Origin of the sequence: Treponema sp. TIM-1, from assembly GCF_046533115.1 — a bacterium.
Lineage (GTDB): Bacteria > Spirochaetota > Spirochaetia > Treponematales > Breznakiellaceae > JAIRMO01.
Genome location: NZ_JAJQRC010000028.1, coordinates 1 through 21,746 on the forward strand (window position 1 = coordinate 1; position 21,746 = coordinate 21,746).

19 protein-coding genes, 2 tRNA genes and 1 pseudogene are annotated in these 21,746 nt (G+C 55.6%); 15 read left to right on the forward strand and 7 right to left on the reverse strand.

Annotation, left to right across the window (positions count from 1 at the left end):
* Positions 1-325 precede the first annotated feature (325 nt).
* Complete coding sequence (gene uvrB, locus LQZ21_RS10425) at positions 326-2,320, forward strand: excinuclease ABC subunit UvrB (RefSeq protein WP_411044274.1); 1,995 nt, start codon at positions 326-328, stop codon at positions 2,318-2,320.
* Between the two features lie 149 nt (positions 2,321-2,469).
* Here the strand turns inward: uvrB and LQZ21_RS10430 are convergent, their stop codons facing one another.
* Entirely contained in the window at positions 2,470-3,054 is a 585-nt protein-coding gene (locus tag LQZ21_RS10430; RefSeq protein WP_411044275.1) for a hypothetical protein, read from the reverse strand.
* Positions 3,055-3,183: 129 nt separating this feature from the next.
* On the opposite strand from LQZ21_RS10430, the gene LQZ21_RS10435 reads away from it, so the two are divergent.
* Together LQZ21_RS10435 and LQZ21_RS10440 are read left to right on the forward strand one after the other, a co-directional pair.
* A complete protein-coding gene (locus tag LQZ21_RS10435; RefSeq protein ID WP_411044276.1) occupies positions 3,184-4,101 on the forward strand; it encodes a septal ring lytic transglycosylase RlpA family protein in 918 nt (305 codons plus the stop codon).
* A 31-nt stretch (positions 4,102-4,132) separates the two neighbouring features.
* Positions 4,133-5,245 carry a vWA domain-containing protein gene (locus LQZ21_RS10440; protein ID WP_411044277.1) on the forward strand — a complete coding sequence of 371 codons (1,113 nt, stop codon included), beginning with the start codon at positions 4,133-4,135 and terminating at the stop codon, positions 5,243-5,245.
* A 121-nt stretch (positions 5,246-5,366) separates the two neighbouring features.
* Here the strand turns inward: LQZ21_RS10440 and LQZ21_RS10445 are convergent, their stop codons facing one another.
* The 5 genes from LQZ21_RS10445 to LQZ21_RS10465 are packed head-to-tail and all read right to left on the reverse strand — an operon-like array spanning position 5,367 to position 11,161.
* Positions 5,367-6,374, reverse strand: a complete 1,008-nt coding sequence (locus LQZ21_RS10445; RefSeq protein WP_411044278.1) for a substrate-binding domain-containing protein — start codon at positions 6,372-6,374, stop codon at positions 5,367-5,369.
* A gap of 16 nt (positions 6,375-6,390) precedes the next feature.
* A complete protein-coding gene (locus tag LQZ21_RS10450) occupies positions 6,391-7,416 on the reverse strand; it encodes an ABC transporter permease (RefSeq protein ID WP_411044279.1) in 1,026 nt (341 codons plus the stop codon).
* Entirely contained in the window at positions 7,416-8,984 is a 1,569-nt protein-coding gene (locus tag LQZ21_RS10455) for a sugar ABC transporter ATP-binding protein (protein ID WP_411044280.1), read from the reverse strand. Before LQZ21_RS10455 ends, LQZ21_RS10450 begins: the two co-directional genes overlap by 1 nt.
* The gene (locus tag LQZ21_RS10460; protein WP_411044281.1) at positions 8,985-9,977 is read right to left on the reverse strand and encodes a sugar phosphate isomerase/epimerase family protein; all 993 of its coding nucleotides are present in this window, start codon (positions 9,975-9,977) and stop codon (positions 8,985-8,987) included.
* Between the two features lie 11 nt (positions 9,978-9,988).
* Positions 9,989-11,161: a Gfo/Idh/MocA family protein gene (locus LQZ21_RS10465; RefSeq protein WP_411044282.1), complete on the reverse strand. Its 1,173-nt coding sequence runs from the start codon at positions 11,159-11,161 to the stop codon at positions 9,989-9,991.
* 297 nt (positions 11,162-11,458) lie between these two features.
* Between LQZ21_RS10465 and LQZ21_RS10470 the strand changes: the two genes are divergently transcribed.
* From LQZ21_RS10470 to LQZ21_RS10490, 5 genes are read left to right on the forward strand one after another with little or no spacing between them, the layout of a single operon-like run.
* The gene (locus tag LQZ21_RS10470) at positions 11,459-11,956 is read left to right on the forward strand and encodes an L-2-amino-thiazoline-4-carboxylic acid hydrolase (protein ID WP_411044283.1); all 498 of its coding nucleotides are present in this window, start codon (positions 11,459-11,461) and stop codon (positions 11,954-11,956) included.
* Positions 11,953-12,357: a secondary thiamine-phosphate synthase enzyme YjbQ gene (locus LQZ21_RS10475; protein WP_411044284.1), complete on the forward strand. Its 405-nt coding sequence runs from the start codon at positions 11,953-11,955 to the stop codon at positions 12,355-12,357. Before LQZ21_RS10470 ends, LQZ21_RS10475 begins: the two co-directional genes overlap by 4 nt.
* A gap of 7 nt (positions 12,358-12,364) precedes the next feature.
* Positions 12,365-13,282, forward strand: a complete 918-nt coding sequence (locus LQZ21_RS10480) for a DUF4349 domain-containing protein (protein WP_411044285.1) — start codon at positions 12,365-12,367, stop codon at positions 13,280-13,282.
* Positions 13,275-13,844 carry a helix-turn-helix domain-containing protein gene (locus tag LQZ21_RS10485; RefSeq protein WP_411044286.1) on the forward strand — a complete coding sequence of 190 codons (570 nt, stop codon included), beginning with the start codon at positions 13,275-13,277 and terminating at the stop codon, positions 13,842-13,844. Before LQZ21_RS10480 ends, LQZ21_RS10485 begins: the two co-directional genes overlap by 8 nt.
* A 10-nt stretch (positions 13,845-13,854) precedes the next feature.
* Positions 13,855-15,576 carry an AMP-binding protein gene (locus tag LQZ21_RS10490; protein WP_411044287.1) on the forward strand — a complete coding sequence of 574 codons (1,722 nt, stop codon included), beginning with the start codon at positions 13,855-13,857 and terminating at the stop codon, positions 15,574-15,576.
* Between the two features lie 7 nt (positions 15,577-15,583).
* On the opposite strand, the gene LQZ21_RS10495 is transcribed toward LQZ21_RS10490, so the two are convergent.
* Complete coding sequence (locus tag LQZ21_RS10495) at positions 15,584-16,651, reverse strand: dipeptidase (RefSeq protein WP_411044288.1); 1,068 nt, start codon at positions 16,649-16,651, stop codon at positions 15,584-15,586.
* Between the two features lie 181 nt (positions 16,652-16,832).
* Here LQZ21_RS10495 and LQZ21_RS10500 point away from each other — a divergent pair.
* The 7 genes and pseudogenes from LQZ21_RS10500 to LQZ21_RS10530 all read left to right on the forward strand — a co-directional run.
* A tRNA-Arg gene (locus tag LQZ21_RS10500) sits at positions 16,833-16,906 on the forward strand.
* Positions 16,907-17,018: 112 nt separating this feature from the next.
* Positions 17,019-17,210, forward strand: coding sequence for a hypothetical protein (locus tag LQZ21_RS10505; protein ID WP_411044289.1), 192 nt, complete (start codon positions 17,019-17,021; stop codon positions 17,208-17,210).
* A 431-nt stretch (positions 17,211-17,641) separates the two neighbouring features.
* Positions 17,642-17,713 (forward strand) — tRNA-Val (locus tag LQZ21_RS10510).
* A gap of 448 nt (positions 17,714-18,161) precedes the next feature.
* Entirely contained in the window at positions 18,162-19,103 is a 942-nt protein-coding gene (gene acsD / locus LQZ21_RS10515; protein ID WP_411044290.1) for an acetyl-CoA decarbonylase/synthase complex subunit delta, read from the forward strand.
* A 20-nt stretch (positions 19,104-19,123) separates the two neighbouring features.
* Positions 19,124-20,455 (forward strand): acetyl-CoA decarbonylase/synthase complex subunit gamma, encoded by a 1,332-nt coding sequence (acsC, locus tag LQZ21_RS10520; RefSeq protein WP_411044291.1) that lies wholly within the window; start codon positions 19,124-19,126, stop codon positions 20,453-20,455.
* Between the two features lie 58 nt (positions 20,456-20,513).
* Positions 20,514-21,299: a carbon monoxide dehydrogenase/acetyl-CoA synthase methytransferase subunit gene (acsE, locus tag LQZ21_RS10525; RefSeq protein WP_411044292.1), complete on the forward strand. Its 786-nt coding sequence runs from the start codon at positions 20,514-20,516 to the stop codon at positions 21,297-21,299.
* Between the two features lie 187 nt (positions 21,300-21,486).
* Positions 21,487-21,699: pseudogene (locus tag LQZ21_RS10530) on the forward strand (transposase); the annotation flags it as partial.
* Between the last annotated feature and the right edge of the window lie 47 nt (positions 21,700-21,746).

A 21,746-nucleotide genomic window follows, 5' to 3' on the forward strand; every position in this document is an offset into this window, starting at 1 on the left:
TTTATGAGGGGAGGGTGATTTTTTTTTGTTTGGGGGGGGGGGGGGGGGGGGGGGTAACGAAACAATACAAAGAACTATGTGGATTCATAAATAATTCCCCGCCCCCCTTGCTTCGGTACTATCTGACTGCGTATCTCGAAAGAATCACCGGGACCATCTAATGATCAACAATTATATACTCATTTTTTGATATGTCAATGATTTTTTAATCCACGGGGTTCTTATGATTCGTTGCGAAGGGTACATACCCCGACCACTTGCGCGGGGTTGTTGATTCTATCCCAACGCCCTTGCCAATATAAACGCTATTATCCATAATACCCCCATGCGTCAGTTTGAAGTAGTCGCCCCCTTTGAGCCCGCCGGGGATCAGGGGGAGGCCATAGCGGCCCTGGCCGGGGGCGTTATCGAAAAAAAGTACCAATACCAGACCCTCCAGGGGGTTACGGGGTCGGGAAAGACCTTTACCATGGCCAAGATCATCGAGGCGGTGCAGATGCCCACCCTCATCGTGAGCCATAACAAAACCCTGGCGGCCCAACTTTTCCGGGAATTCAAGGGATTTTTCCCCCATAACGCCGTGGAATATTTTGTTTCCTATTATGATTACTACCAGCCCGAAGCCTATGTGGCCAGCCGGGACCTGTATATCGAAAAAGACGCGTCCATCAACGATGAAATTGAACGGCTGCGCCTCTCGGCGACCCGGAGCCTTATGGAACGGCAGGACGTGATCATCGTCGCCACCGTATCCTGTATCTACGGTTTGGCCACCCCCGAGGTGTACAAAAAAATGACCGCCACCTTTTCCCGGGGGGAAACCGTGGACGTGGATGCCCTGAGCCGCCGTTTTGTGGAGCTCCAGTACGAGCGGAACGATGCGGTCCTGGAACGGGGCCGTTTCCGCCGCCGGGGGGATACCCTGGAAATATATCCCGCCTATTTGGAAGAAGCCTACCGGGTGGACCTGGACTGGGACCGGGTGGAGCGGATCCGCCGGTTCAATCCGGTCTCGGGGGAATTCCTGGAGGATCTGGATCGGGCCATGATCTACCCCGCCAAACAATTCGTGATGCCCGCCGATATGGTCCATAACGCCCTGGGGACCATCAAAGCGGAGCTGGCGGAACGGTACGAATACCTTAAAAATTCCGGTAAGACGCTGGAAGCGGAACGGCTCAAGACCCGGGTGGAATACGATATCGAGATGCTCACCGAAATGGGCTACTGTCCGGGTATTGAAAACTACTCCGCCCCCCTGGCGGGCCGTAGACCCGGGGAAGCCCCGGACACCCTCATCGACTATTTACCCAGGGCCCACCTGACCTTTATCGACGAAAGCCACGTGACCCTCCCCCAGATCGGGGCCATGTACGCCGGGGACCGGAGCCGGAAACAGAGCCTCGTGGACTATGGCTTCCGGCTCCCCTGCGCCTTGGACAACCGGCCCCTGCGCTACGATGAATTTGAGGAACGCCTGGACAAAACCATTTTTGTTTCCGCCACCCCGGGAAAGGCCGAACTGGACCGGTCAAAACAGGTGGTGCAGCAGCTGATCCGTCCCACAGGACTCCTGGACCCGGAAATAGAGGTCCGTCCCAGTGAGGGGCAGATGGAGGATATCTACGGGGAGGTGCAAAAACGGATACAAGCCGGGGAGCGGTCCCTGATCCTTACCCTGACCAAAAAAATGGCCGAGGACCTGACAGACTACCTTTCCGGACTGGGGCTCAAGGTCCGGTACATCCACAGCGAGGTGGAAACCATTGAGCGGGTGGAGATCCTCACCCAACTCCGCCAGGGAAAATTCGATATTCTCGTGGGGATCAACCTCCTCCGGGAAGGCATAGACCTGCCGGAGGTTTCCTTTATCGCGATCCTGGACGCGGACAAGATCGGCTTTTTACGTTCCCTCACGAGCCTGGTCCAGATCATCGGCCGGGCCGCCCGGAACGCCGCGGGAAAGGTGATCATGTATGCCGACCGGAAAAGCGACGCCATGACCGCGGCCATCGCCGAAACCGAACGGCGGCGGAAGGCCCAGACCGCCTACAACGAGGCCCACGGCATTACCCCCGCCACGGTCACCAAGGCCATCGCCGACATCCTTACCCGCCATGCCTCGGAGGAAAAAGACGCCGCCGCCGCTTCCATCGAGGTATTGAAAAAATCCTACAATATCCTTATCCCCGCCCAGAAGAAACAACTTATCTCCGCCCTGAACAACGAGATGCTGGAACACGCCAAAAAATTGGAATTTGAACAGGCCGCAGCCATCCGGGACGAGATCCGGCGGATAGAGGAAAAAGAAGACCTATGAGCTTTTCCCAAAACTCGGTTAGTTTTGGGAAAGCCTCCTATAACAGGCAATTTAACCACGAACCAATGAACCGCATGAAAAAGTCTATGCTTTCAAATGAAAAGTTCGTATTGGCTCGTGGTTATATCCCTATTCTTCCCTGCAAGGCATTACGGCGCCGCGTTGGAATCGGTTACAATAATGGGAACCGATTTCTTTTTGTCCAAGAGATCATCCATCTTTTGGAGCGCGTTTTGGGCCTTAAACTGGGCATACAGGGAGGCCTCGTTTTCGACAATACCGGCGGCAACTTGAGCCGCGGCGGATTTGTCTATCTGGATCTGATACCACCAGGTTCCATCGGGGGCTTTCCAGCGCTTAACGGGAATCGCGCCGACCAGATTCGCGCTGGTCAGGCCCCGGGCGACGGATTGTTTATACTCCAGAGCCGCCTGGCTGTCGGTAGAACCCGCTTCCTGGGCAAAGGTTTCGATCAGGCCGTCGGTGATGACGGTCAACTGCCGGGAAATATCCTGCCGGGCCCGTAACTCCGCGGTTTCCATGGCCAAGCTATCAATGGAGGATTTGGCTGAACCGATTCCCCACAGTAGCCCTTCCGGAGGAAAATCATTGATCCATTCAGGGATGTTCTCGTCTTTGATCTTCAAAGACTGGGTGTTGGGGGATGATTTACAACTTATCAATACCAGGGCAGCACATATAAATCCCAAAAAAACAACATAAGTCCTTTTCATTTAAGGCTCCTTCATCAGGAAGTATAGCAGTATTTTACCGTTATTTCAACAGGAAAAATTTATACCCCATGCTTTTTCACTTAGGTGAATTGGCTAAATTGCCGGATCGATACAACCGATATTTAAATTATGAAAAGAATTATCCCTTTATTGGTGGTATTTTTATCACCGGTTTTATTGGTAAGCGGGCAAATCCAACAAGGTTCAGGGCACGGGCTTTTCCGGCAGGAAGGGATCGCTTCCTGGTATGGTGATGAATTTGCGGGACGGCCCACCGCCTCCGGGGAAATTTTTGATCCCGCTTTGCTGACCGCCGCCCATCCGACCCTTCCCTTTGGAACCCTGATTAACGTAATCAATACCCACAACAATCGGCAGGTAACGGTACGGGTAAATGATCGAGGCCCCTTTGTACCGACCCGCATCCTGGATGTTTCCCGGGCCGCGGCGGAACAGTTGGATATGCTCGCCACCGGAACCGCCCCGGTGGTGCTGGAAGCCCAGGTATCCCTTTCCATTGTACCGGCGGAAACTTCCGGACCCCAGATTTCATCGGCCCCGGCTCCGGCTCCGGCCCAAGCCCCGGTGATGATCCTGAGCCCGGAACCACAACCCACGGCAGCCCCTATTCCCCCGGTCCAATCCCCGGCGACCCCTATCCCTCCGGCCCAAACCCCGGTAGCGGAGCCCCCGTTCCCGGCGGTTTCGACCCAGACCCCCGGGACCGGCAATTCCGGGTATACCCCGCCGCCCGCCTATACCGGCCTTCCTCCCCAGATTCCCCTAACGGCGACGGTTGTCCCCGCTATCCCCCCGACCGGGACCGGAAAACACTACCGTCTCCAGGTGGGTTCCTATAAGGCTGCCCGGTATGCTCTGGATGCCTTTGATCGGCTGAAAAGCCTGGGGCTTAGCCCCGCTTATGAACGGTACGGGGACTATTACCGGGTAGTTTTATCCGGGATCCGGGCCGAAGAGGTGCCTTCCCTGGCGGAACAGTTGGGGACCGCGGGCTTTTTGGAAGTTCTTATCAAGGAAGAACGATAAGCTAGGGTTACGGGAGAATTTTTCATTAACCATGAAGGCTGTTTTTTGTCTGTTTATCGGCGCCCTTTTCCTGTGGATCTCTCCGGTACACGGTCAGGACCTATCCATCGATCTTGAGGATCTGCGGATTGAACAGCGGGTTGACGGGGGATTTCACCTGTTTATCCGGAAAAAACCGGACATAGCTTCGGTACTGCTCACGGAATCGACCCGGGATCCCGCCCTGCGGGAGGATAATTTTGCCTACCGCTCCCCGGATTGGAACCCCATAAACGGCGATGAACTGCGGGTCCTGAACGGCCGGCCCATAAGCAGGGAACAACAGCTCTGGTCCCTTATCGATTCAAGCCCTGAAACCCACCCTGAATTAGGGGCAGCCTTCCATATCTATATCCCCTATATCCTCAACTTTGGCTCCGAAAATTCCCGGCACGGGGAAGTATATGTGGCGAACGGCACTTATTTTAATATCCGGGCCTTTTCCCTGCCCTATGCCGACTACCGGGGCCGGTTTAAGGACAACCCCTATGTCCTGGAGGTAACCCAAAAGCCTCTGGAGGGTCCCCCCGAGGGGAATTACATGAAGGATACGGTGGATGCCTTTACCCAAATCGCCGCCCAGGGCCACGGGGAACCGATATGGTCCACGGGACACGAGGATCTGGTGGATAAAATCAAGACGGTTTTGGATAAGGAACCGGGAAGGTCCCTGGATCTGGTCCTGTGTTTTGATACCACCAGCAGTATGCGGGACGATATCGATCCGGTACGGAGGCTGCTCATCCCCATGCTGAAACAAACGGTTTCCAAATACCAGGATTTCCGGATCGGCATGGTCCTCTATAAGGACTATTTTGATGAATACCTCAACCGGGTGATCCCCTTTACCCGGGACTTTGCCGCCTTCCAGCGGAGCTTAAACGCAATTTCCGTGAGCGGTGGCAGGGACATCCCCGAGGCCATCTACGAGGCCCTCTATGAAGGGGCGGTTAAATTCCCCTGGGAAGGGGACACGCGGCTCTTGATCCTCATCGGCGACGCCCCTCCCCATGCCCGGGCGCGGGGAAAGATATCCAAAGCCATGGTAGATGAAGCGGTGGCGGAACAGGGCCTCAAGGTCTACACCATCATCCTGCCCCAGTAGGCGGCCGGTCCCGGGGAAGCCCGAATAAAAAACCCTCTGAAAACGGTACATTTTCAGAGGGTTTTTTTGGTATACTCACCCCGTACTTTGGGGCGCCGTCACACAAATTCCGATTATCAGCCTAGAACGTGGAATCGGCGTTGTAGTACTGATCCACGTTGGACTTATCGACCAGCCCGGAGGGAATTACCACCGCAGTCGGAGAACTCGCATTATGGAAGGCGTCGCTCTTCCTGCCGGCAGCCACATCCACCGCGTACTGGATCCCGTCGGAGATCATTGAGGGATGGTACAAGGTGGTGGCCCGGACCAGGGGATCCCCGGCTTTGATCAGCTCGTATACCACTTTGGAACCGGCCCCGCCGAGGACGATCTTGATGTCCTGCCGGCCCGACTCTTTGATAGCCTGCAGAACTCCGGTCAGAACATCGTCATCCTGACAGAATACCGCGTCGATCTTGGGATACTGGGTCAGGAAGGTTTCCATGATCTTAAGACCGTCCTGGACGGACCAGTTGGCAAATTCGTACTTGTTTCCACCAAGCAGGTTCACCAGGGAAGGCTCCTTGTTCATTTCGGCAAAGAAGGCGTCCATCCTCTCGGTGTCGATAACTACCGGCATACCGCCCATTGCCACATAGTTGGTAAGCCCTTCCGCTTTCATGGTTTTGGCAAGCCACTGACCGCTGAACCGGCCCAGACCGGCATTGTCACCGGCAAGGTTCACATAGCCGAACGACGTATCGGTAAGACCGCGGTCAACCACAATGCACTTTACGCCCTTGGCGTGGAGCTGTTTGACCGGCGCGGTCAAGGGGGCGGACTCATGGGGCAGAATTACGAGGTAATTCATTCCCCAGGTTGCCAGGTTTTCCACATCGCTTACCTGCTGGGTAGCGTTCGCGGAATGGACTACCCGGAACTCAACCGTATTGCCCGCTGTCTTCTTGATCTGATCCACCGCGTAATCGGCCCACCAGCCGATACCGCCGGTCCAGCCGTGGTCCGCGGTAGGAACCGCGATACCGATCTTGACTGCGCCCTGGGCGCCGCCGCTCTTTTGTCCGCCGGCAAATACAAAGCCGCAAGCCAAAAGCGTGATGAGTAGTACCAGTACTAATTTCTTCATCTTTCTCCCTCCGTTGTTATTTATTGTTGCTATTATATTGCAGCAATACAGCCGCAATGATCACTAAACCACGGGCGGCCTGTTGAAGAAACGACGATACGCCGCCCAAGACAAGCATGTTGTTGATCATCATCAACATAACCGCACCCAAAAAAGTTCCGATAATAGTCCCCTTGCCCCCGGACATGGAGGTTCCCCCGATCACCACCGCGGCAATAGCCTCAAGTTCATAACCATTGCCATCCCCGGAAGAATGAATACAGTTGATTCGGGAAGACCACAGCAGGGCCGAAACAGCTACGGTAAAGCCCGTAATCATGTAGGGGACCAGTTTTATCAGATTGATATTGATCGCCGAATACCGGGCCACCTGTTCGTTGGCCCCCACGGCGCAGACATAACGACCGAAGCGGGTATTGTTCAACAGCAGATGAAACACCACCGTTAAAATGACAAACACCCACACCGGTACGGGAATGCCCAAAAGCGAAGCCGGACCGAAAAGGGGGTAAATGGTATTCTTGGAGAGAATATTTGCCGCGCCGGAAAAATACTGGATCAGAGAACGAAAGATCGCCATGGTACCCAGCGTGGCGATAAAGGGGGCTATTCGTCCTTTGGTAACCATAAACCCGTTTACGAAACCAGAGAAAATACCGAAAACCAGGACAAACAGGATCGTCAGGATAACCGCAAAAAACGAATTGCCGGGAAATAGGTTGAGAAAGTAGATACCGATACCCCCAACAAAGGCCATCATGGAACCTACCGACAGTTCTATGCCCCCGGAAATGATGATCAGGGTCATGCCCAGGCCGATTATCCCCGTGTAAGAAGCCTGCTTAACGATATTCAGCAAATTCCCGACGCTGAGAAAAGTCGGCCAGCCGACAATAGTGGAAAAGATAAAGAGCAGGATGAATCCCAGTCCGGTGGAATGTTCACTCCATTTGAAATGGGTAAAAAATCCTGCAATGCCGCCGGCCAAACCATTGCCGGTAAATTTTCCGTCGGCTGCGCCGCTCATCTGTTTATTGCCCATCAGATCTTCCCCCCACTGCCCGTGCCGCTAATGCCCGTTGCGTGAAACATAATTTCTTCCTCGTTGATATGGTCTCCCTCAAGACACCCGGTAATTGCCCCTTCCTTCATCACATATACCCGGCTGCACAGCCCTATCAATTCCTCCAGTTCCGAGGAAATAACAATACAGGAAATACCCGTTTCCGCCAACTGGTGGATAAATTCGTAAATCTCCTGTTTGGCGTTTACATCTATCCCCCGGGTAGGTTCATCCAGGATGAGGATCGAAGGGTCCGTGTCCAGCCAGCGGGAAAGGTAAACCTTTTGCTGGTTACCGCCGCTTAAATACCGCAGCCGCATCCGCTGGGAAGCCGCCGCGATTTTAAAAGTTTTTACATATTCGCCGGTTTTGACCGTTTCCGCCTGTTTATTGATGAACGGTCCCCGCAGATACCGTTTTAAGGAGATAAGGGTGATATTCTGGGGCAAATTGAATCCCTGCACAATGCCCTTGCCCTGCCGGTCCTCGCTGAGGTAACCCAGGCTGTGGGACACCGCGTCCGCCGGGGATCGGATCAGCAGGGGGCTTCCGTTGATCTTCACGGTTCCGGTATATTTTCCCCGCAGGCCCATAACCGCCTCGGCCAGTTCGGTACGGCCCGCCCCCACCAGGCCCGCGAAACCCAGGATCTCCCCTTTCCGCAGGGAAAAGCTGATGTTGTGAAGCAGGCCCTTGATAGCAATGCCTTCCCCTTCCAGAACCACGTTATCCGCGGGCCTGGGCTTCTTCGGCGGAAATATCTGCCGAAAATCCGTGCGGCCTATCATCTTCCGGGCAATATCCTCTTCGTCCACCTCGCTTATGGTATCCACGCTGATAAGCTTACCGTCCCGAAGCACCGTTACCCGGTCACAGATCGTCTTGATCTCGTTCAACTTGTGGGAAACAAAGATGATGGTGACTCCCTGGGCCTTAAGGTCCCGCATCAGGGAAAAGAGGGTTTCCACCTCATGCCCCGTCAGGGTGGTGGTGGGTTCATCCATGATAAGGAACCGGGCTTTGAGCATCAGGGCCTTGGAAATCTCCACCATCTGCTTTTCCGCCACGCTGAGTTTACTGACCAGCTGATTTACCCCCACGGGCATCTTGAGTTCTTCCAGTTGTTTCGCCGCCAGTTCCCGCATCCGGAACTTGTCCAAAAGACCCGACGGCCGCCGGATTTCGTTTCCCAAAAAGATATTTTCATACACCGCCAGGGTATTGATCAGGTTAAATTCCTGGGGAACAATGGCAATTCCCAGGGATTTAGCGGTAATATAGTCGGGAATATGCACCGGCTTGCTGTTAAGCTCCAGGGCCCCCGAGCTCGCCTGGTAAATTCCGCTGATGATCTTGATCAGGGTTGACTTGCCGGCGCCGTTCTCCCCGATAAGCCCCATGATCTCCCCCTGGCGTATGCCAAAGGTAACATCATCCAGGACTTTTACCCCGGAGAATTGCATGGTGATGTGATCAACATGAAGAATCTCCCCGGCGGGGTCCCTATTCGGAGAACCGGACGCCGGAGAAGCCGTAAAATCCGCCATCTAATCCTTCTTGAGGGCGTCGTCAAAGGCTACATTGGAGGGCGAAAAATCCACCTTCCGCACAAATTCGCAGGCCTCTTGAGCGCCGTACTCCCGTTCCATCCCGGAATCTTCCCATTCCACCGAAAGGGGACCCTGATAGTTCATCGCGTTGAGCTCCCGGATGATGTTCTCGAAATCCACATCCCCGTGCCCCAGAGAACGGAAGTTCCAGCCCCGCCGGGTGTCGCCGAAGGTAATGTGGGAACCGAGGATCCCCGCCTTGCCGTCCAGGGTTACCGCCGCATCCTTCATGTGGACATGGTAGATGTATTTGGCAAAATCCCGGAGGAAGATATGGGGGGTTACCCCCTGCCAGATCAGGTGGGAGGGATCGAAGTTGAAGCCCAGGGTGGGCCGGTAGTTGAATTCTTTGAGCAGCCGTTCCGCGGTATAGTAATCGTAGGCGATCTCCGTGGGATGCACTTCCAGGGCAAACTTAATGCCGTATTTGTCGAATTCATCAAAAATGGGGGTCCACAGGTCAACGATCTCCTTGAAGGCGTCGTCAACCATCTGCTCGCTGGTCTGGGGGAAGGAGTACCAGTACTTCCATACGGGACTGCCCATAAAGCCCGTTACCACCGAAACCCCCAGGTTTTTGGCGGCGGCGGCGGCGTACTTCATATCCTGAATAGCCCACGCCCGGATCTTCTCCGGCTGCCCCGCATATTGGCTGGGGGCAAACCCGTCCAGGCGGGGGTCCCAGAGGTCCCCCACGCACTGACCCACCAGGTGGGTCCCGATGGCCCAGGTTTTAAGCCCGTGTTTGGCGAGGATCGCCTGGCGATTCGCCGCATATGCGGGATCCGTCGCCGCCTTTTTAAGATCCAGGTGATCCCCCCAACAGGCGATCTCCACCCCGTCATACCCAAAGGACTTGACCTTTCCGCATAGTACCTCAAAGGGCAGATCCGCCCATTGCCCCGTAAAAATCGTAACCGGCCGTGCCATAACCAACCTCCTTAAAAATCAACCCAAACAGATCCCTTCTGGGAACTTTCTACGCATTTACCGATAAATTTGACCCCGTCCACTCCCATCTCGGCATCCGGGAAATCCAGGTCCCCGGGACTTAGGGGTTCCCCCGCCTTCTGCTTATTCAGGGCGCCGATATAGGTTTTATAGATATTCGCCAATGCCTCAAAATACCCCTCGGGGTGGCCCGAAGGAATCCGGGAGAAGGACTGGGCATGGGGATAGAAGGGGTCCTTGCCCCGGGACAATACCGCGTTGGGCTGGCCAAAACGGAAAATCTCCAGGTAGTTGGACTGTTCCTCGTTCCACTGGATAGCGCCCTTGGTCCCGAAGATCCGGAAACGGAAGGCGTTGTCATACCCCGCGGCGATCTGGCTGGTCCAGATAAGGCCCTTGGCGCCCCCCCCGTATTCCACCATGACCGAGGCGTTGTCATCCAAAACCCGGCCGGGGCCTATCTTGTCGAGCCGTGCCAAAAGGGACTTGATCCGCAGCCCCGTCACATAGGAGATCATATTCTCCACATGGGAACCCAGATCCCCCACACTGTTGGATTTACCCGCCCTTGCCGGGTCCGTCCGCCATTCGGCCTGCTTGCTCCCCTGCTTTTCCGCCGGGGCAAGGAGCCATTCCTGGGGGTATTCGGCGTTGATAAATTTGATCTCCCCGATTTCTCCCTGTTTTATCAGTTCCCGGGCATGTTTGATGGTGGCGTTTCCCGTATAGGTATAGGTTACCATAAAGAGGAGCCCCTTTTGTTTGGCCAGATCCGCCAGTTCCCGGGCTTCCGAAACCTCAATGGTGAGGGGTTTATCGCATACCACGGGGATGCCCCGGCTGAGGAAGGCCTTTGCCGCGGGATAATGGCTTATGTTGGGGGTAACGATTACCACAAAGTCGATCTTGTCGGACCGTTGGGACTCCTGTTCAGCCATTTCCTCGTAGGTCGCATAGAGCCGTTCCGGGGCAATCCCCAGATTTTTCCCCGTAGCCAGGGTATTTTCCGGGGAACGGGAAAAACAACCCGCCGCGATTTCCGCAAGCCCATCCAACGCGATGGATTTACGATGCACATCGCCGATAAAAGCTCCCTGACCGCCGCCGACCATCCCATACCGGAGTTTCGCGGTGATCTTCGTATCAGCACTTCCTTCGATCATTTTTGCCTCCATAAGAAATATAGATGAGGCTGTTTCAAAATATAAAATTCCGAAACAGCGGCCTTGGATCTTTGAAAACTGGCGCATATTTTGAAATCGTTTTCAGTCAATGTAATTATCTATAATAAACTGTCTGTTCCAATATGTCAATGTTATTTTCTTATCCCCGGATTTCCTCCTTGGCCTTTTTCCGGGCTTATGGTTTAATGAGACGGTGGAAGCGGCCCGGCAACTGACGTTTTGGGAGGGCCTCGGGAGGATCTCCTCTGACATAAAGACCCTTCAAGGGGGAATAGGATGAGTACCATTATCAACGAACCTAATATAACGATGCCCCTCATCCGGGCAATTCGGGAGCTTTTGGAACACCGGGCCTTGTGGATGTACCTGCTCTGTGACGAGGCCCGTAAAAAGGGGCTTGACCCGGAGCAATTTGCCCCCCAGGCGATACGCCGCTGCGGGCTCTACCAGGGGAAGGGGCATGTGCAAAAAGGGGGGTCCTCCAGTTTGAAAAGCCTGAAAAAAGGGCTCTTTTCCCTTCCGGCGCGGATGGTCTTTGAGATGAAGATCCGCTCCTGCACCGATGACCATCTGGATATAGATTTTCATTACTGCCCCTTGGTTGCGTCCTGGCAGAAGCAGGGCTGTTCCGACGAGGAGATCGCCCGGCTCTGTGATTTTGCCATGGAGGGCGACCGGGGGATCGCGGAAAGTTTCGGCTGTGAACTGGAACTCCCCAAGACCATCGCCGGAGGTCAGGGGATCTGCGAGATCCGGTTTAAGCGGAAGTTATGACGGGTTTATCAACCGTTACCCTGCGGACAAACGCCCGGGACGAATGGCTCAATATTACCGGGGAGGTCCGGCGTATCGTGGCTGTCTCCGGGGTGCAGGAGGGGATCTGCGTGGTTTTCGTCCCCCATACCACCGCGGCGATTACGGTTAACGAAAACGCCGATCCCGACGTGAGCCGGGACGTGCTGCTGGCCCTGGACCGGATCTCCCCGGACCGGAAGGAATTCCGCCACGCCGAAGGCAACTCCGCGGCCCATACCAAGACCAGCCTGGTTGGCCCCTCGATTACCCTTATTGTGTCGGAGGGCCAACCCCTCCTTGGCGTTTGGCAGGGTATATGGTTTAATGAATACGACGGTCCCCGGACGCGGAAGGTCTATGTGCGGGTGCTGGGGGAGTAAAATTCTTATGAAAAACCCAGGTTTTGTTTTATTGTTGGCGGCGGCGCTGATCCTGTCCGCCTGCGCCAGGAGTTCCGGCTCCTTCGCTGCGGCGGATACCGCCCGATCAGTGGCTTTCCAAGAAGAGGCGGAGTTCGGCGGCGGATCCTTCGGGGGGGCGGCCGGGGATTTCGGGAAAGTCCCCGAAGAAGGGGTCCCCCGGACCCGGAAACTCGTCAGAAACGCCGATATCCGCCTCCGGGTGCAGGACCCGGAAGCCGCGGAAGGGCCCCTTGCGGCGGCGATGGAAAAATACGGCGCCTATGCGTCCTCAACCCAGATCTCGGAAAATTTCCGGCACTATACCATCCGGGTCCCCGCGGATTCCTTTGATCCCCTTTTTGCCGAATTAGCCGGTATGGGCAGGGTCCTTTCCCGGGCCGAAAGCATCGAGGATGTAACGATCCGGTTTTATGATCTTGAGGGGCGGCTTGCCACCAAGCGGGAACTGCTCAAAACCTTTCAGAGTTACCTGGGAAAGGCCAAGGATGTGGATGAGATTATGACCGTGGAACAACGGATCGCCGAACTCCAGCAGGAAATTGACTGGATGGGTACGGAACTCCGCTCCCTGGCGGATCTGGTGGATTACGCCACCGTAGACCTCACCGTGGTGGGACCCGCGGCCCCCTCTGCCGGGCCGGACCTGGGGGACCGCCTTGGGGACCTTCTCGGCGGTTTTAAGGATTTTGTTTCCACGGTGCTCCTGGTCCTTTTGGGGATCATCGTCTACGGCATTCCCAGCCTCCTCATCCTGGCGGTCCTCTTCTGGCTCCTCCTGGGGCGGGTCGGCCTGCTCAAAAAACTCTGGGCCCTCACCGCGGGGCAGGGGATCCGTAAAAAAACGGGTAAAAACCATGAGCATCAGGAGGCCCCCCATGGATAAGGAAGCATCATCCCCCCGGGATAATCCGGCGGAAATCCCCGGCAGGATCAAGGAACTGCGGGAGATCATGGAGATCAGCGTCATGGATCTGGCCGCCGATATCAATATTCCCTACGAAACCTACCGTAAGTATGAATCCGGCGAAGCGGACATTCCCATCAGCGTCCTCTACCAGATCTCCGCCAGGCTCGGTACGGACGCCACGGTACTGCTCACCGGGGAGGACCCCAAGATAGACACCGCCAGCGTGTGCCGCCGGGGAAAGGGGATCACGGTGGAGCGGTTCCCCGGCTATGAATACGCGAGCCTGGCCTACAACTTCAAAAACCGGAACATGGAACCCCTGCTGGTTCACCTGGACCCAAAAAAAGAAGCCGCCCCCCTGGTAAGCCATTCCGGCCAGGAATTCAACTATGTGGTTGAAGGGACCGTGAACGTAACCGTAGGAAAAAAGGAATATATCCTCAATGCGGGGGATTCCATTTATTTTGACGCGGCCCTGCCCCATGGCCAAAGCGCGGTGGACGGCCCCGCCCAATTCATCACTATTATACAGGAATAATATTACCGCCATGAATGAGATCCTATCACGATACTGTCCCCGGACGGAATTTGAGAGTTACGAAGATTTTTTTGAAAATTACCGCTGTATTGTTCCCGAAGGTTTTAACTTTGCCTATGACGTGGCCGATGAATGGGCCCGGCTTTTGCCGGACAAACCCGCCCTGGTCTGGACCGATGATTCGGGGATCATGAAAACCTATGCCTTTGGGGACCTAAAGGTCCAAAGCGATAAGGCCGCCAACACCCTCCTTTCCCTGGGCATAGGAAAGGGCGATGTGGTGATGCTGATCCTCAAACAGCGTCCGGATGTCTGGGTCCTGATGATCGCCCTGGCGAAGATCGGCGCGGTTTGTATCCCCGCCACCTTTCAGCTTACCCAAAAGGACCTGATCTACCGCTGTAATATCGCGGAGGTAAAGCTCCTGGTCACGGTGGACGACGGGGAGCTCCTGGACAATATCCGGGGCGCCCTGCCCCGGTGCAAGGGGCTAAAAAAAGTCGCGGTGGCGGGGGAGGGGGTTCCCCCGGGTTTTATCGACCTGCGGGGGGCCATCGCCGGGGCGGGGGAGCGGTTTACCCGGCCCACGGGGGCCGGAGCGGTCAAAACCAGGGATCCCATGCTCATCTATTTTTCTTCGGGTACCACGGGCATGCCCAAGATGGTCCTCCACAACCACAGTCTGCCCCTGGGGCATATTGTAACCGCGAAGTATTGGCAGTGCGTTGAGGACGGCGCGATCCACCTTACCCAGAGCGATTCGGGCTGGGCCAAATTTGCCTGGGGGAAGATCTACGGCCAGTGGATCTGCGGGGCGGCCATCGGCGTGTATGATACCGAAAAATTCACCCCCCCGGGGATGCTGGCGGCCATGGACCGGCTGAGGCCCCGGACCTTCTGCGCCCCGGCGACGATCTTCCGCTTTCTTATCAAAGAGGACCTTTCGGGGTACGATTTTAGTTATATCAAACATACCTCGGTCGCCGGGGAGCCCCTCAGCCCCGAGGTGTATCACCGGTTCAAGGAGATGACCGGCCTTGAGATCCGGGAAGGCTTCGGCCAGTCCGAAACATCGGTTCTGGCGGCGGCCTTCAAATGGCTCCCGGTAAAACCCGGCGCCATGGGGAAGCCGGCGCCCCTCTTCGGCCTCAAGCTCCTGGACGAGGAAGGCGCCTCCTGCGACGACGGGATCACCGGCGTCATCAGCATCACCCATACCGGCGTCGATACCCCCTCTTTGGAGACCCCCCCGAAAATCCCCGGCCTTTTCTGCGGCTACCGGAAGGACGAGGAAATCACCCGGGATGCGTGGCATGACGGGGTATACCGCACCGGGGATATGGCCTGGCGCGACAGCGACGGCTATTACTGGTTCGTGGGCAGGAACGACGACGTGATCAAATGCTCGGGGTACCGGATTGGCCCTTTTGAGGTGGAAAGCGCCCTGATGGAGCATCCGTCGGTGCTGGAATGCGCCGTTACCGCCGCGCCGGATCCCCTGCGGGGCCAGGTGGTTAAGGCCACGGTGGTTCTGGCCAGGGGATTTGACCCCTCGGAAGCGCTGGTGCATGAACTGCAAAACCACGTCAAGCGGGTTACCGCCCCGTATAAGTACCCCCGGATAGTGGAATTTGTCTCCGAATTACCCAAAACCGTGAGCGGCAAGATCCAGCGGAACCTCATACGAAAACGGGACTGGAATGGGCCGGCTTCAACTCAGGCTGGAATATGACGGGTCCTTAGTTAAACTCGTGAAATATCCTGAGAAAGTTACCGTTAAAGATCTTTTGTATCCGCTCTTCCGTGTATCCCCGTTGCCGTAACTCATCCGCCAGGAGGGGGTAACAATCGCATCCCCCCACTCCCAGGGGAAGGGAGAAAACGCCGTCAAAATCGGAACCGATTCCCACACAGTCCTCCCCGGCAAGACGGACCATATGATCAATATGATCCGCCACCATGGAAAAGGGAACGGGATGCCGGGCCATAGCGTCGGCAAGTTTATCCTTGTCTTCCCCCTGGGCGGCGAAATCCGCTCCCAGGGCCCTCCGGTACCCCTCGCTGAGGAAAGCCGGGAAAAAACAGACCCCGATAAGGCCCCCAGAATCTCCCAAGGCCTTGATCTGATCGTCCTTGAGATTACGGGGGGAGGCGCAGAGGGAATAGGCACAGGAATGGGAGGCGATGACCGGTTTTTTTGACACCCCCAGGACATCCCAAAAGGTACTTTCCGCCCCATGGGAAAGATCCACGATCATCCCCAGGTCATTCATGGCGGCCACCACCTCTTTCCCAAATCGGGAGAGGCCGCCTCCGGTATCCCCCGTATCAAGGGGTGAGCCGGTACCGGTACAGGAAGCGGCCCAGCTTAGATCCTGGAGGTGAACCAGGGTCATGATCCGGACCTTCCGGCGGCGCAGGGCCGCAAGGTTATCCAGGGAATCCTCAATGGCCAAGCCGTTTTCAACGGCCCGCAGGACCGCCGTTTGCCCCCGGGCTATGGCTTCGATGCTTTCTTCCGCGGTCTCCACGGAGACAAGCAGGGGATCCGAGGCGGCAAATTCGTCTATCCGGTCAAGCATCTCCAGAGCCGCGGAAAAAGCCGCCACCGTTGAAGAAGGTACAAAGGCGGCAAACACCTGGAGCCCCACCGCCCCCCGCCGAAGCCGGGGCAGATCCACATGCCCCTGGGGATTCTCCTGCCTGAGGTCAATGCCCCGGCCCAGAAATCCAACCGAATCGCAGTGCAGATCGATCGCCGGTGGGCTGGGACTCCCGCTAAACCCTATTCCATGAATAAAAGCCATATCCCAGTATACCATAGGCGGGGAGTTTTGTCCCTGGTAGGCTGTTCTATCCGCTGACACTTCTTGACATGCCGATACATCCTAATTTATACTAAATCTTCTGGATAAGATAACGCTAACCTAGATAAGGAACTGGTTGTCTTCGAAAATTTTGACGCATGGTGATATGCCATAAATTCAAGAGGTTGTAGCTCAGCTGGATAGAGCTTCAGATTGCGGATCTGAAGGTCGGAGGTTCGAATCCTCTCAGCCTCAAACGTAAGTTGTTACGGTATAAGGAATTAGTCGGACCGAAAAACGGACGACGCAACGTGCTGAAGGCTAAAAGTGATACAAAAGTGATACTTTTGGCCGAAGGAGAGTATGTATGCGTAGTCCGTTTTCTCTTTATAAGAAACCGACTCAATCAGGGGTCTTCTGGTACGCCCGCTTTTGGAATGACAAGGCGGGAAAATACAGCGAGACCAGGTCAACCGGTATCGAGGTTGCAGGGAAAAAAGGTAGGAAGCAGGATGCATGGAGCCAGGCTATGCAGCTTTTACCTACCATCGCCAGTTGATGGTATCGCAGTTAATGAACTCCGAGCCGTTATCGCTGTGGAACTCGATGAGGTTAAGGGGGCTAAGAATGAGGTTAAATTCCCCCGAATCGGAGTCGCCGCAGTGGTGTCGAACTAAAGTTCGCGGTGTCTGTTTGGCAAAATCCCGGCGTATTTCGCTCTTCGTCGGTGTAACGGACGCGGACGGCGTACTTTCGGTTATATCCGGCGAGCCGGACGTACTGGTCCAGTATCAAGCCTTTTTCTTTCTTGCTCGCTTTGTGGTACTCCCCTCTGGTTTCCCGTGTTACCGCTTTTCGTTCACCGGAAGTGTGCCAATTTGGGTTACCTTTTCATAATGTCCAAAACCTCTCTTTTCGGTTGCTTTTTCGATGTCTTACTGCATACCATTGACATGATTCCCCCGCGGATGGTATGCTAATATATCTGCCGGACGATTAACTCAGCGGGAGAGTGCTACCTTCACACGGTAGAAGTCACTGGTTCAAATCCAGTATCGTCCAATTAAAGCAAACTATTTTAGTAAAGGCTGGATTTGAACCGGAGCCCCGTGCCCTGGAAAGGCGATAGCCTTTCCAGGGTTGAGGCGCACGGATGCGCCGAAAGAGGCGGAGACGGGCTGGAGGGAGCGAACAGGAGGAGAGCGACCGGAAGCCAAATCCAGTATCGTCCGCCTGCTCAGGCCCATGATAGACCCATTTTCTAAACTTCAGTTTCAAAATCCGCCTCATTGGGACTTGTTTGATAGGAAAACAAGGGTTACACTATCTATAAATCGGGAAGTATTAGATGAGGCGGTTTCAAAATCTCGGATCTGAAACCGGTTATGGGAAAAGCGGTTGCGTCCAAAGTATGCCGGTCCGCTTTTTCCCCGATAGAAGGCGGTATTTCCCAAGACGTATGTTTTTGGGGGCGCCTTGGATAATAATTTTTCACAAAGAGAGGTCCATTATGCCATTTAAGCGTGTTCCGCAGAAATTCACGGCGTCCATCAAGGAAGTGGTGATTGGTACGGGGGATAACGCCGTCACCCTGGGCGGTGAAAATGTATTTCCGCTATATAGCTTTGATTCCCCGATAAAAAATCCCCCCAAGGTAGGGGTTGAGGTCTCGGATCGCGGTCCCGACCGGAACATACCGGGGATCGCCGCCTTTTACGCGGGGGCGGAGGGTATCGCCGGGGTGGTAAAACGGGCCGGCCAGATGCCCGGCGCCGACTTTGTCAGCCTGGTACTGGAAAGTGCCGATCCCAATGGGGAAAACCGATCCATCGAGGACTGTGTGGCCCTCTGCCGGGAAGCCGCCGAAGTGTCGATCCTGCCCCTGGTCATTCAGGGCAGCAAAAACGCCGAAAAGGACGGCAAACTCTTTGAAAAAATAGCCGAGGCCCTGCAGGGTAAAAACGTTCTGCTCCTCTCTGCCAAGGAAGAGAACCACAAGGCCGTTGCGGTGGCGGCGGTTATGGCCTATGGCCAGAAGATAGGGGCGGAATCCGCGGTGGATATCAACCTGGCAAAGCAGCTCAACGTCCTCATCTCCCAGCTCGGCGTCGGCGGGGGCAATGTGGTTATGAACGTGGGAACCGCCGCCGCGGGGTATGGCTTTGAGTACGTCGCCTCCACCATGGACCGGGTCAAAGGCGCCGCCCTCGCCCAAAACGACCTTATGCTCCAGCTGCCCATCGTGACCCCGGTGGCGGGGGAGGCTTGGGCGGTTAAGGAATCGGTGGTTTCCGAAGAGGAAATCCCCGAATGGGGGCCCGTGGAACAGCGGGGCATTGATATGGAGATCGCCACCGCGGCGGCGGCCCTTACCGCCGGTTCCAACGCGGTGATCCTGCGGCACCCGGTTTCGGTGGCCGCCATTTCAAAGTTCATCTCGGAACTGATGTAATTCGGAAAAGGAGATCCACCATGGCACTTAAAGGACTGGATATATTCAAATTTACCCCCAAAACAAACTGCAAGGCCTGCGGCAATCCGACCTGTATGGCCTTTGCCATGAAGGTTGCCCAGGGCGCCCTTACCCTGGACAAATGCCCCCATCTGTCTCCGGAGGCCCTGGAGAAGCTGGGGGAAGCCACGTCCCCCCCCATGAAAAGCCTTACCATCGGCACCGGGGGAGGGGAGTACCGGATCGGCGGGGAAACGGTACTCTACCGGCACGAGAAAACCTTTGTTTCCAAGAGCCTCTACGCCGTCACGGTAAAACCCGATACGGTGGATAAGGCCCTGGAGGAACTGCAAAAAATAGACTACGAGCGGATCGGGGAACGGATGTACGTGGAACTGGTCAATGTGGAATACACCGGCGATACGGATGCCTTTCTTGCGGCGGTTACGAAGGCCCTGGGGACAAAACGCACCCTGATCCTGGAAGTTTCCGATCCTGCCGTGGCCCGGGCCGCCCTGGAACTCGCCAAGGGGAGTAAACCCGTCCTCAACGGCGCCAACGAGTCCAACTATCAGGAGATGAGCGCCCTGGCAGCCGAAGCGGGGGTTGTCCTGGGGGTTACGGGGAGCAGTCTGGACAGCCTCTACGATACGGTTCATGCCCTGGAAGGGCTGGGGAACAAAAACCTCGTATTGGATGTGGGGGCGGCCTCCATAAAGGATGCCTTTGCCAACGCGGTCCAGATCCGCCGGGCCAGCCTCAAAGACGGGGATCGTACCATGGGTTACCCCTCCATCGTCAACGTGGCAAAACTCGCCCCAGCGGATCACCCCCTGCAGGTGGCCTTAGCCTCCCTCTTTACTCTTAAATACGGCTCCATCATCATCCTGGAGGAAATGACCTATGCCCAGGCCCTCCCCCTTTTCGGGCTGCGGCAGAACATCTACACGGATCCCCAAAAGCCCATGAAGGTCGAACCGGGGATCTACCCCCTCAACGGGGCGGACGAAAACGCCCTCTGCGCCACCACCGTGGACTTCGCCCTCACCTACTTTATCGTGTCCGGGGAGCTGGAACGTTCCGGGGTCCCGGTAAACCTGCTGATATCCGATGCCGGAGGGTATTCGGTCCTCACCGCCTGGGCGGCGGGGAAACTGTCGGCCAGTTCCATTGCCCGGTTTATTAAGGAGCAGGAGATTGAGGTCAAGATAAAGAACCGGAGCCTCATCATCCCCGGCAAGGTCGCGGTCCTTAAGGGGGAGCTTGAGGAGAATCTGCCGGGGTGGAAGATCATCGTTGCCCCCAATGAAGCGGTGGGGGTGGTCAAATTTCTTAAGGAGCTTACGGCCTAGCAGCCGGTTATCTTGAGTAACCGGAAACCATTCCGGCATATTTTTTGGAGGTTTTGTTATGGGTAAATTTATAACCATCGGTGAACGAATTCACTGTATTTCGCCGGTAATCCGCGCGGCCATGGATGCCAGGGACCCGGCGCCCATCCTGAAACGGGCAAAGGAACAGCTTGATGCCGGGGCGGTCTACCTGGATGTAAACATCGGCCCCGCAGAAAAAACCGGCGAGGAACTGATGAAGTGGGCGGTCAAACTGCTCCAGGAGAATTTCGACAATGTCCCCCTGTGCCTGGACACGGCGAACAAGAAGGCCATCGAAGCGGGCATTTCGGTATACAACCGGGCCAAGGGCAAACCCATTGTTAATTCCGCCGATGCCGGGGACCGGCTGTCCAACATCGATCTGGCGGCGGCCAATGACGCCATTTGTATCGCCCTCTGCGCCAAACAGGGGATCCCCGCGGATAACGATGAACGGATGGCCTATTGCCAGGAGATGCTGGAACACGGCATGAACCTGGGCATGGAGGCGGAGGATCTGTGGTTCGATCCCCTGTTTCTGGTGATCAAGGGGATGCAGGATAAACAGCTTGAGGTCCTCGGCTTTATCCGCCAGCTTTCGGATATGGGGTTTAATTCCACCGGCGGCCTTTCCAATGTTTCCAACATGATGCCCAAGCATATCCGGCCTATCATGGATTCGGTGATGATCGCCATGGCCATCCACTGCGGCCTGACCTCGGCCATCGTAAACCCCTGCGATCTCCGGCTTATGGAGACCGTTAAATCCGCGGACATCATCCTGGGTAAAAACCTCTACGCCGATTCTTATCTGGAGATTTAAGGCGCCCCGGAAGATAATGACCAAAAGGGGGTTTTCCTAAAACTGAAGTTTTGGGAAAGCCCCGGTTAGATGCCCCATTTCTGTATTCCATTCTATCCACTTTGAAAACCGGTTTATCCAAACGGAAGTAATAAAACGGATATTTCAGGTTACCCTGTCCGGTGTATCGGTGTGGTGCAACGATAGCATACCGTTTTTCAAGTTCTCCCCTGAGATTCGGAAGGCGGTATATACCACCAATGCCATTGAATCGGTGAATTACACGATTCAAAAAATCATCAAACACCGTCAGTCATTCCCGAATGACGAAGCGGCGATGAAATTAATATATATGGGCTTGAAAAACATTGCAAGAAAATGGACAATGCCGATTAGGGATTGGGGGGCAGCCCTCAATCAACAACCCCGCCGCAAGCGGTCGGGGTATGTTGTTCTCGTAAGGTATTT